Source organism: Cereibacter changlensis JA139 (assembly GCF_003034985.1).
Lineage (GTDB): Bacteria > Pseudomonadota > Alphaproteobacteria > Rhodobacterales > Rhodobacteraceae > Cereibacter > Cereibacter changlensis.
Genome location: NZ_PZKG01000125.1, coordinates 1 through 11,695 on the forward strand (window position 1 = coordinate 1; position 11,695 = coordinate 11,695).

Genomic DNA, 11,695 nt, shown 5'->3' on the forward strand with positions numbered 1-11,695 from the left:
GCCTCGGTCGGATGGAAGGTGATGCCCGTCGCCCACCCCCGCCGCCATCGCCGCCGGATTGGCGTCGATCACGGTGTCGGCCAGCCCCCCGGTCAGCGCCACCACCGGCAGCGCGCCATAGCGCAGCCCGTACATCTGCGTCAGCCCGCAAGGCTCGAAGCGCGAGGGCACCAGCACCGCGTCGCCGCCGGCGAACATCAGATGGCTCAAGCCTTCGTCATAGCCGATCCGCACCCCGACCCGGCCCGGGAAGCGCACCTCCAGCTCGCGCATCGCCGATTCCAGCGCCGCGTCGCCCGAGCCGAGCACGGCGAGCCCGCCGCCCTGCGCCACGAAATCGGGCAGCACGGCGGGAATGAGGTCGATCCCCTTCTGGTCGGTCAGCCGGCTGACGAGGATCGCCAGCGGCCCCGGCACCTCGAGCTTGAAGGCGCCGCTCAGCACCTGACGGCTCTCGGCCTTGCGCTTCAGCGTGCGGGCGGAATAGGGCCGCTCCTCGACCTCGGGCGACCAGATGTCGGTATCGACGCCGTTGAGGATGCCGCTCACCCGGTCGGCCCGGGCGGCGATGACGCCCTGCAGCCCCATGCCGAACTCCGGCCGCCGCAGCTCGGCGGCATAGGTCGGCGACACGGTGGTGATCCGGTCGGCGGTGATCAGCCCCGCCTTCAGCGAGGAGAGCCCGCCGTAATACTCCAAGGCCCCCGGATGGAATTCCTGCGCCGGCAGCCGCAGCTCGTTCAGCATGCCGGCGGGCGCCCAGCCCTGGAAGGCGATGTTGTGCACGGTCAGCACCGACCGCACCCCGTTCGCCCCGCCATAGGCGAGATAGGCCGGGGCCAGCGCCGCCTGCCAGTCATGCGCATGCAGCACGTCGGGGCGCCAGCCGTCGCCCATCCCCTCGCGGGCGATGCGCGCGGCCATCCAGCTCAGCGCGGCGAAGCGCTGCGCATTGTCGCCCCAGTCGCCCTGCGGCCCGGAATAGGGCCCGCCCTCGCGGTCGTAGAGGTGCGGCGCGTCCAGAAGCAGCATCTGCCGTCCGGCCACCTCGCCCGCCATCACCCGGCCGCGCCCGCCGAAGAGACTGTCCTCGGCAAAGACCTCGACCATCCCCTCCAGCCGCCATTGCAGCGCCCGGTAGCAGGGGATCAGCACCCGCATCTCCCAGCCCTGCGCGGCAAGGGCCGCCGGCAGCGCGCCGACCACATCGGCGAGGCCCCCGGTCTTCAGCAATGGCACGCATTCCGACGCCACCGACAACACCCGTCCGCGCGTCACCATGCTGCCTGTCCTTCCGTCATCATCTCGGTCAAATATCCCGCGTTCATCCGTTCAAAATACCCGCGCGTGGCCGGGAGCGCGATGCTCCCGGCCACGCGCTCAACCCAGCTGCGCCGCCCGCGCGTCGAGCATGTCCTGCGTCACCAGCACGATGCCGGACTCGGTGCGGCGGAACCATTTCGCATCCTCCTCCGGATCCTGCCCGACCACCAGCCCTTCCGGGACGATGACGCCGCGGTCGAGGATGCAGCGGCTCAGCTCCGCCTTCCGGTTCACCACCACCTGCGGCAACGCCACCACGCAGTCGAGGCTGGAGAAGCTGTGCGTCCGGCAGCCGGTGAAGAGCAGCGAGTTGCTGACCTCGGAGCCCGAGACGATGCAATCGGCCGCCACCAGCGACGAGACGGCGAAGCCGCGCCGGCCATCGGTGTTGTGGATGAACTTCGCCGGCGGCAGCACCTCGGAATAGGTCCAGATCGGCCAGGCGTTGTCGTAGATGTCGAGCTTCGGCACGAAATCGGTCAGGTCGATGTTGGCCTGCCAGAAGGCGTCGAGCGTGCCGACGTCGCGCCAGTAGGGCTCGGTCTCCAGCCCGCTTTTCACGCAGCTGTCGGAGAAGCGGTGCGCCATCGCCTTGCCGTGCTTCACGATCTGCGGGATGATGTCATTGCCGAAATCATGGCTGGAGTTCGGGTCGGCGGCGTCGCGGATCAGGAGGTCGCGCAGCAGGTCCCAGTTGAAGACATAGATCCCCATCGAGGCCAGCGCATGATCCGGATCGCCGGGGATCGAGGGCGGATCGGCCGGCTTTTCCAGGAAGTCGGTGATTCTGAGATCCGCGTCGACATGCATCACGCCGAAGGCCGTCGCCTCCATCCGCGGCACGGTGAGACAGCCGATGGTCACATCGGCCTGCGTCTCGCAATGCTGGCGCAGCATGATCTCGTAATCCATCTTGTAGACATGGTCGCCGGCCAGCACGACGACATATTTGATGCCGTAGCTGTCGACGATGTCGATGTTCTGCGTCACCGCATCGGCGGTGCCGAGATACCACTGGCTTTCGCTGACGCGCTGCGAGGCGGGCAGGATGTCGAGATATTCGTTGCGCTCGGCGCGGAAGAAGCCCCAGCCGCGCTGGCAGTGCCGGATCAGACTGTGGGCCTTGTACTGCGTGGCGATCGCCATCTTGCGGATGCCCGAGTTCAGCGCGTTGGACAGCGCAAAGTCGATGATCCGCGCCTTTCCGCCGAAATAGACCGCGGGCTTGGCCCGGCGGTCGGTCAGCTCCTTCAGGCGGCTGCCGCGCCCGCCGGCCAGCACGAAGGCCATGGCCTGCGTCGAGAGCCGCGTATTTGGTCCGGTCTGCATTCTTCCCTCCCTGTCACGGGCTTTCTGCCCGCCTTATGTCCGTCCCGCGCCCTCGGGCTGCCGGAAGATCACCGCCGACAGGGGCGGCAGCGTCACCAGCGCCGACTGTTCCTGCCCGTGCCATCCGACCGCCTCGGTCACGACCCCTCCCAGATTGCCGCGGTTCAGGCCGCCGTAGACCGCCGCGTCGCTGTTGAGAACCTCGTCCCATTGCCCGCCCGCCGGGAACCCCAGCCGATACCGCCGCTCCACCGGCGTCATGTTCAGCGCGACCACCACCATCGGCTCCTCCGCCCGGCCCTTGCGGGCATAGGCGAAGACCGACTGATCGGCGTCGTTCGCCTCCAACCACTCAAACCCCTCGGGACGCGAGTCGTTCCGGTAAAGCGCCGGAGTTTCGCGATAAATCCGGTTCAGATCGCGCACCAAAGCCTGCACGCCGCGATGCGACGGATCGTCCAGCAGGTGCCAGTCGAGGCTCTGGTTGTGGTTCCACTCGCGGTCTTGGGCGAACTCGCAGCCCATGAAGATCAGCTTCTTGCCGGGATGGGTCCACATGTAGCCGTAATAGGCGCGCAGATTGGCGAATTTCTCCGGCCCCTCGCCCGGCATCTTCTGCAGCATCGAGCCCTTGCCATGCACCACCTCGTCATGGCTGATCGGCAGCAGGTAATTCTCCGACCAGGCGTAATGCAGGCTGAAGGTCATCTGGTGGTGATGGTGGCGGCGGTGGATCGGGTCCTTCTCCATGTAGGAGAGGGTGTCGTTCATCCAGCCCATGTTCCACTTGAAGCCGAAGCCGAGCCCGCCATGGTTCACCGGGCGCGACACCCCCGGAAAGGCGGTGCTCTCCTCCGCCACCGTCACCACGCCGGGGTCTTCGCCATAGGCGGTGACGTTCACCCGTTTCAACAGGTCGATCGCCTCGTAATTCTCGCGCCCGCCGTCCTTGTTCGGCACCCATTCGCCGGCCTTGCGCGAATAGTCGCGGTAGAGCATCGAGGCCACCGCATCGACGCGCAGCCCGTCGATATGGTATTCCTCCAGCCAGTAGAGCGCGTTGGAGGTGAGGAAGTTCGACACCTCGATGCGGCCGTAATTGTAGATCAGCGTGTTCCAGTCCTGATGGAACCCCTCGCGCGGGTCGGCGTGCTCGTAGAGCGGCGTGCCGTCGAAGCGGCCGAGGCCATGCGCGTCGGTCGGGAAATGGCCGGGCACCCAGTCGATCAGCACGCCGAGCCCCTTGCGATGCGCGGCGTCGACCAGCGCGCGGAACTCGTTCGGCGTGCCGTGGCGGATGGTGGGCGCGTAGAGTCCCACCGGCTGATAGCCCCAGGAGCCGTCGAAGGGGAATTCGGAGATCGGCATCAGCTCGATATGGGTGAAGCCCATGCCGGCGGCGTAATCCACCAGCTGATCGGCAAGCTCGAGATAGGAGAGCATCCGGTCGCCCGGCGCGCGTTTCCAGCTGCCGAGATGCACCTCGTAGACCGAGATCGGCGCGTCGATTCCCTGCCGGGGACCGCGCTGCGCCATCCAGTCGGCGTCGGACCAGCGGGGATCGCGGATGTCGCGCACGACGGAAGCATTTTTCGGCGCATGTTCCGAGCCGAAGCCCACCGGGTCGGCCTTCAGCGGCAGCAGCGCCCCGCCCGCGCCGCGGATCTCGTATTTGTAGGCCGTGCCCTCACCGATCCCGGGGATGAAGGTCTCCCAGACCCCGGTCATGCCCCGGCGGCGCATCGGGTGGCGGCGGCCGTCCCAGAGGTTGAAATCGCCCACCACCGAAACCCGCTCGGCATTCGGCGCCCAGACGGCGAAGGTGGTGCCCACGACGCCCTCATGCGTCATCGGATGGGCGCCCAGCACCTGCCAGATGCGTTTGTGCGTGCCCTCGCCCAGCAGATACTCGTCCATCTCGCCGAGGATCGGGCCGAAGCGGAAGGCGTCGTCGAACTCCCATGTCGCGCCATGCCCCTCGGCCCGCAGCCGGTAGGGCTCGCGCCGCTGCATCGGGGCTGTGAAGAGGCCGGGGAAGTCGGGGACCGGCGTCGCTTCGACCTCGGCGCCGGCCAGCACCGAGAGCCGGTCGGCTCCGGGAACGAAGGCGGTCAGGGTCAGCTGACCGCCTTTCTCATGCAGACCAAGAACGGAAAACGGATCCCCATGCGCGCCCTCGACAATGGCCCGCGCAACCTGCGGGTCAATCAGCGTTTCCGAAGGCTTGGCCATGGTTTCTCATCCTTGCAGGGCCGACTCGACCGACCATATGTCCGTCATGTAACCACGGATCGTACGGTCCGACGAGAAAAAGCCCGACCGCGCGGTATTCATCGCTGCCATGGTCAGCCAGCGGTTGCGATCGGCATAGGCCGCGTCGGTTTCGGCCTGCGCTGCAAGGAAGGCGTCGAAGTCCGAAGCCACGAGGAAGTAGTCGTGGTGCCAGACCCGGTGGACGAGACCGTGGTAGCGGTCTTTCTGCGTCGGGCTGAACACGCCCTCGGCGATGTTCTGCAGCACGTCCTGCAGCACCTGACTGGCCTCGATCGCCTTCTTCGCGTGATCGGGATCCTCGCGCCGGGTCACCACCTCTTCGGCGGTCAGGCCGAACAGGAAGAAGTTCTCGCGACCGACTTCCTGCAGGATCTCCACATTGGCCCCGTCCAGCGTGCCGATGGTCGGCGCGCCGTTGATCATGAACTTCATGTTGCCGGTGCCCGAGGCTTCCTTGCCCGCGGTCGAGATCTGTTCGCTGAGGTCGGCGGCCGGCACCAGACGCTCGGCCATCGAGACGTTGTAGTTCGCCGGATAGACCACCTTCAGCCGGTCGCCCACCACGGGGTCGGCGTTGATCGTGGCGCCGACGTCATTGATCAGGTGGATGATCTCCTTGGCCACCACATAGCCCGGTGCCGACTTGCCGCCGAAGATCTTCACCCGCGGCACCCAGTTCGCCGTCGGATTGGCGCGGATCGCCTGCCAGCGGGCGACGGTCTCGAGGATGTTGAGAAGCTGGCGCTTGTATTCGTGGATGCGCTTGATCTGCACGTCGAAGAGCGCGTCGGGGCTGACGCTGACGCCGAGATCCGCCTTCAGCCAATTCGCCAGCGCCACCTTGTTCTGCCGCTTGGCCGCGTCGAAGGCGCTGAGGAAGCCTTGATCCGGCACATGCGGCTCCAGCTCCTTCAGCCGGTCGAGATCGGCCTCCCAGCCCTCGCCGATGGTCTCGGTGATCAGGCCGGAGAGCGGGCGGTTGGCCATCTTCAGCCAGCGCCGCGGGGTGACGCCGTTGGTCTCGTTGATGATCCGCCCCGGGTGCAGCTTGTCGAGCTCGGGGAAGAGGTTCTTCTTCACCAGATCCGAATGCAGCGCCGAGACGCCGTTGACCTTGTGCGACATGATGAAGGCCAGCTCGCCCATCCGCACCTCGTGGTGCTTGACGATGCCGACGTAATGCGGCCGCCCCGGATAGGTCCGGCGGTGCCAGCTGTCGATCTGCTCGACGATCTGCATGTGGCGCGGCAGCACGTTGCCGAAGGTGAAGGTCGCCCAGCGCTCCAGCGCCTCGGGCAGCAGCGTGTGGTTGGTGTAGCCGAGACAGGCCTGCGCGATCTCCAGCGCCTCCTCGAAGCGCAGCCCATGCTCGTCGACCAGAAGCCGGATCAGCTCCGGCCCGGCGATGGCGGGGTGGGTGTCGTTCATCTGGATCGCCACATGCGCCGGCAGCTTACGCAGGTCGCCATGCGACGAGGTGAAACGGCGCAGGATGTCCTGCAGCGCGGCGGAGGTCAGGAAGAACTCCTGCTTCAGCCGCAGCTCCTTGCCCTGATAGGTGGTGTCGTCGGGATAGAGCACCCGGCTCAGCGTCCGCGCCAGCGTCTCGGGTTCGGCGGCGGCGGCATAGTCGCCCCGGTTGAAGCGGTCGAGGTCGAACATCGTCGTCGGCTTGGCGCCCCAGAGCCGCAGCGTGTTGGCCCAGCGGCCCTTCCAGCCGATCACCGGCGTGTCATGTCCCATCGCGAAGACCGTCTCGCCCGGGGTCCAGATCTCCTTGCCGTCGCGCGTGACCACCTCGCCCTTGAAGCCGATGGTGTAGGTCGCCTCGGGGCGGTCGAATTCCCACGGGTTGCGCTGGTTCAGCCAGTCCTCCGGCGTCTCGACCTGCTGGCCCTGCTCGAAGCGCTGGCGGAAGAGGCCATGCTCGTAGCGGATGCCATAGCCGTAGGCCGGGCAGCCGAGCGTCGCCATCGATTCCATGAAGCAGGCGGCCAGCCGGCCCAGCCCGCCGTTGCCCAGCGCCGCGTCGGGCTCGTTGCCGATGATCTCGCGGAAGTCCTGCCCCAGTTCGGCCATGGTGGTCTCGGCCATCTCGTGCAGGCCGAGGTTGATGGTGGCGTCTTCGAGAAGCCGCCCGATCAGGAACTCCATCGACAGATAATAGACCCGCTTGCGGTCCTCGCCCCAGGTGCGGCGGGTCGAGGCGAACCACGGCTCCATGATCCGGTCGCGGATCGCGTAGGACAGGGCCATGCGCCAGTCGTAGACGCTCGCATGCGGCGCATCCTTGCCCAGCGTGAAGGTCAGGTGGCGCAGGATGTCGGATTTGAGCAGGGTCTTGGTCAGGATCTGATCGGTCACGGCTATCGTCCGTTCAAGGGTCCGCAAAGCGGGACATGGCTAGATTTTCCGTGTGACGCCCCCCTTTGGCGCAGTCAAGGCACGGTTCCGGCAGCTGGCGCGATGGAAACCGCGGCAGCGCGGGCGCCGCATCCGGCGGCGGCCTACCGTATAAACCACAAGGCCTTCTTTTGACAGCGCGTTGCGGAATATTCCTCCGAAGGTTGCAGAGGCCTCTCCCGGGGGATGCGCCACGGGCGCGCCACGAAGCCCCGGCGATTGTTGCCGGACTGCGCCAGACCGGCCACAGCAAGGGCGGGCCGCCGCAAGCCCGACTGCCGCAAAAAGCGGCAGATGGCGCGCATCTTCCGCGTGTGGCGAAGGTTGCCCCGGGGGGTGCGGCGAAAGGAAAGCTGCAAGATATGGCTTTCGAGGGCGACGCGCGCCCCGATCTGATCTGGATCATGTCGCGGGCGATTCCCCGGGGGGAAAACAGGCGTCAGGGCCGTGGGTGGCCTGTTGACCCGTGGAGGCAGCCAATGAGACTGACGACCCGCACCAATCTGGCGATGCGGACGCTGATGTTCTGCGCGATCAACGACGGGCGGGTGGTGCGCAAGGCCGAGGTCGCTGCGGCCTGCAACGCGTCGGAGAACCATCTGGCGCAGGTGATCCACGGGCTGGCGCAGAAGGGTTTCCTGCGCACCGTGCGGGGCCGCTGCGGCGGGCTGGCGCTGGGGCGGCCGGCCGAGAAGATCTGCGTCGGCGACGTGTTCCGGACCTTCGAGGGCAACCTGCCCTTCACCGAATGTTTCTCGGCCCGGCAGAACCATTGCCCGCTCAGCGCCTCCTGCCGGCTGAAATGCGCGCTCAGCGATGCGCTGGACGCCTTCTACGGCTCGCTCGACAAGCTGTCGCTGCGCGACATGGTGTCGGAGAATGTCGAACTGCAGGACCTGCTGCGCGTCGCCTGATCCGGCTCAGCTGCCCCAGCTGCGCCGCAGCACCGCCAGCCAGTTGCGCCAGCACAGCTTCTCCAGCAGCGCGTCGTCATAGCCGTGCCGCCGCAGCGCCTGCTGCAGCGCCGGCAGCCCGGTCACGTCGCCGATGCCCTCCGGCACCGTCGCCCCGTCGAAATCCGACCCGAAGCCGACGTGATCCTCGCCCAGAACCGAGATCAGATGGTCGAGATGGCGCAGCACCGGCTCCCAGCCGATCTCGGGCGCGCGCTTGCCATCCTCGCGCAGGAAGACCGTGGCGAAGTTCAGCCCGACGATGCCCCTGGTCTCGCGGATCGCCGCCAGCTGCCGGTCGGTCAGGTTGCGGCTGGAGGGGGTGACGGCATGGGCGTTGGAATGGCTCGCCACCAGCGGCGCATCGCTGAGCGAGGCCACGTCGTCGAAGCCCGCCTCGTTCAGATGCGAGAGGTCGATGACGATGCCCAGCGCGTTGCATTCCTTGACCAACCGCTTGCCCGCCTCGGTCAGCCCCGGCCCGGTGTCGGGGCTCGACGGATAGCGGAACGGCACGCCATGGCCGAAGATCGTCGGCCGGCTCCACACCGGGCCCAGCGAGCGCAGCCCCATGGCGTGGAAGGCGTGCAGCGACAGGAGGTCGGGGTCGATGGCCTCGGCCCCCTCCAGATGCATGACGCCGGCGATGACGCTGCTGGCGCGGGCCGCCTCGATCTCGGCCATGGTGCGGCAGATGCGGAAGGCGCCGCGGCTGCTCTCCTGCATCCAGATCATATGGGCCGCCATGCTCAGCACCGCGGCCTGCGCCTCGGACTGCGGCACGGCGGCGGGCAGCGGCAGGTCATAGGGCGGGTGATCCATCAGCGTCTCGAAATTGCCGAGGCTCGTATCGCGCGGCGAGGGCACGTAGATCGCGAAGAGCCCGCCGACGAAGCCGCCGCTCCGCATCCGCGGCAGGTCGAGATGGCCGCGCCCCTCGCCGGTCAGCCAGATCCGCTCGCGCCGGTGCGGGGCGAGGTGGAGGCGCAGCAGGAGGTCGTTATGGCCGTCGAACACCGGGATCTGGCGGGACTGGGGCATGCATCTCTCCGGCTCTTCGCGGCCAAGGGTGCCACGCGCCGCCGGGGAAGGCCAGAGCGCTCAGCCCTTGCAAGCCTGCTGCGACAGACCGTCCAGGATCGGGCAGTCGGGCCGGGCGTCGCCGGCGCAGGCGCTGACCAGATCGGAGAGCGTCGCCTGCATGGCGCGCAGCTCGGCGATCTTTGCCTCGATCTGCTCCAGATGCCTGAGCGCCACCTGCTTCACGTCGGCGCTCGCGCGGCTGCGGTCCTCGTAGAGCGCCAAGAGCGTGCGGCATTCCTCGATGGAAAAGCCGAGCGAGCGGGCGCGGGCGAGGAAGGCCAGCTTGTGCAGGTCGCTCTCGCGGAAGCTGCGATAGCCGTTCTGGCCGCGCAGCGGCCGGATCAGCCCGATCTCCTCGTAATAGCGGATGGTCTTGGCGGGCAGCCCCGCGCGGCCGGCGACTTCCGAGATGTTCATGGCTGCTCCTTCACCGCCGCCACCCGACGCAGGCGCAGCGCATTCGACAAAACGAAGACGGAGGAGAAGGCCATCGCCCCCGCCGCCAGCATCGGTGACAGTTGCGGCCCGCCGAAGGGCACCAAAAGCCCCGCCGCCACCGGGATCAGCGCGGCATTGTAGCCGAAGGCCCAGAGGAGGTTCTGGCGGATGTTGCGCATGGTGGCGCGGCTCAGCCGCACCGCATTGGCGACGCCCAGCGGATCGCCCGAGATCAGCACCACATCCGCCGCCTCGATCGCCACATCGGTGCCGGTGCCGATGGCGATACCGACCTCCGCCGCCGCCAGCGCCGGGGCATCGTTGATCCCGTCACCGACGAAGGCGACGCGGCCCAGCCGCTCCACCTCTGCCACCTTGCCGCCGGGCAGGATGCCGGCGCGGATACCGTCGATCCCGAGCTCCGCCCCGATGGCCCGCGCCACGCCCTCGGCGTCGCCGGTGACCATGGTGGCGCCGAGCCCCATCCGTCCCAAGGCCGCCACCGCGGCTTTCGCCGTCGGCCGCACACGGTCGGCGATGCCGATCACGCCCGCGAGCGCCCCGTCGATGCCGACGAAGACCGCCGTGCGCCCCTGCGCCTCGATCCGCTCCGCCTGAGCCGCCAGCCCGCGAGCCTCCCCGATCAGCCGGGCGCTGCCCACCTGCACCCGACGCCCCTCGACCTGCGCCTCGGCGCCCTGCCCCGGCGTCGCGGCAAAGCCCGCAGCCTCCGGCAGTTCCAGCCCGCGTGCTTCCGCCGCCCGCAGGATCGCGCCGGCCAGCGGATGCTCCGACCGCGCCTCCACCGCCGCCGCCATGCGCAACAGCTCCGCCTCGGTGACAGCTTCCGCCGTCACCAGATCGGTCACCTCCGGCTGGCCCAGCGTCAGCGTGCCGGTCTTGTCGAAGGCAACGCCCTCGACCTCGGCCAGCCGCTGCAGCGCGTCGCCGCGCCGGAACAGCACGCCAAGCTCCGCCGCGCGCCCGGTGCCCACCATGATCGAGACCGGCGTCGCCAGCCCCATGGCGCAGGGACAGGCGATGATGAGGACCGAGACACCCGCCACCAGCGCCTGCCCGATCCCCGGGCCGAAGATCAGCCAGCCGATCACCGTCAGCGCGGCGATGGCCATCACCACCGGCACGAAGCGCAGGGTGATGCGGTCGACCAGCGCCTGCACCGGCAGTTTCGCGCCCTGCGCCTCCTCGACCATGGCGATGATCCGGCTCAGCACGGTGTCGGCGCCGACCTTGGTCACCCGCATCACCAGCGCCCCGGTGCCGTTCACCGTGCCCCCGGTCAGCGCGTCGCCCTCGGCCTTGGCCACCGGCAGCGCCTCTCCGGTCAGCATCGCCTCGTCCACCGCACTGCTGCCCGAAACCACGACACCATCAAGCGCGATCCGCTCGCCCGGACGGATATGCAGCATCGCCCCCGGCATCAGCGTCTCGATCGGCACTTCGCTGACCTGCCCCCCGATCTCGGCCCGGGCCGTCTTCGGCTGAAGCTGCAGAAGCCCGGCGATGGCTGCGCCCGCCCGGCCCCGCGCCCGGGCTTCCAGCACCCGGCCGAGAAGGATCAGCACGACGATCACCGCCGCCGCCTCGAAATAGACGGCCCGCGACGCCTCGGGCAACAGACCCGTCGCGAAGGTCGCCACAGAGGAATAGCCCCAGGCCGCCAGCGTCCCCACGGCGACGAGGCTGTTCATGTCGGGCGCCCCCCGCCCGAGCGCGGGCAGGCCCTTGGTCAGGAACCGCCGCCCCGGCCCGGCCAGCACCAGCGTCGTCAGCACGAATTGCAGGACCCATGAGGTCTGCATGCCAATGGTTCCGGCGATCCAGTGGTGCAGCGCCGGGACCAGATGCCCGCCCATCTCGACCAGGAACAC

The 11,695-nt window shown here is 68.3% G+C and carries 7 protein-coding genes and 1 pseudogene; 1 reads left to right on the forward strand and 7 read right to left on the reverse strand.

What is annotated here, in order from left to right:
• The 4 genes and pseudogenes from glgA to C5F48_RS18745 all read right to left on the reverse strand — a co-directional run.
• Positions 1–1,281, reverse strand: a pseudogene (gene glgA / locus C5F48_RS18730) (glycogen synthase GlgA); the annotation flags it as partial.
• A gap of 99 nt (positions 1,282–1,380) precedes the next feature.
• Complete coding sequence (glgC, locus tag C5F48_RS18735; protein WP_107665356.1) at positions 1,381–2,652, reverse strand: glucose-1-phosphate adenylyltransferase; 1,272 nt, start codon at positions 2,650–2,652, stop codon at positions 1,381–1,383.
• Between the two features lie 33 nt (positions 2,653–2,685).
• Positions 2,686–4,884 (reverse strand): 1,4-alpha-glucan branching protein GlgB, encoded by a 2,199-nt coding sequence (gene glgB, locus C5F48_RS18740; protein ID WP_107665357.1) that lies wholly within the window; start codon positions 4,882–4,884, stop codon positions 2,686–2,688.
• Positions 4,885–4,890: 6 nt separating this feature from the next.
• Positions 4,891–7,296, reverse strand: coding sequence for a glycogen/starch/alpha-glucan phosphorylase (locus C5F48_RS18745; protein ID WP_107665362.1), 2,406 nt, complete (start codon positions 7,294–7,296; stop codon positions 4,891–4,893).
• A gap of 512 nt (positions 7,297–7,808) precedes the next feature.
• On the opposite strand from C5F48_RS18745, the gene C5F48_RS18750 reads away from it, so the two are divergent.
• Complete coding sequence (locus C5F48_RS18750; protein ID WP_107665358.1) at positions 7,809–8,243, forward strand: RrF2 family transcriptional regulator; 435 nt, start codon at positions 7,809–7,811, stop codon at positions 8,241–8,243.
• 6 nt (positions 8,244–8,249) lie between these two features.
• Here the strand turns inward: C5F48_RS18750 and C5F48_RS18755 are convergent, their stop codons facing one another.
• From C5F48_RS18755 to C5F48_RS18765, 3 genes are all read right to left on the reverse strand, one after another.
• Entirely contained in the window at positions 8,250–9,323 is a 1,074-nt protein-coding gene (locus tag C5F48_RS18755) for a dipeptidase (RefSeq protein WP_107665359.1), read from the reverse strand.
• A 60-nt stretch (positions 9,324–9,383) separates the two neighbouring features.
• Complete coding sequence (gene cueR / locus C5F48_RS18760; RefSeq protein WP_107665360.1) at positions 9,384–9,782, reverse strand: Cu(I)-responsive transcriptional regulator; 399 nt, start codon at positions 9,780–9,782, stop codon at positions 9,384–9,386.
• A partial coding sequence (locus tag C5F48_RS18765) for a copper-translocating P-type ATPase (RefSeq protein ID WP_107665361.1) occupies positions 9,779–11,695 on the reverse strand: 1,917 nt, incomplete at its 5' end. The genes cueR and C5F48_RS18765, both read right to left, overlap by 4 nt.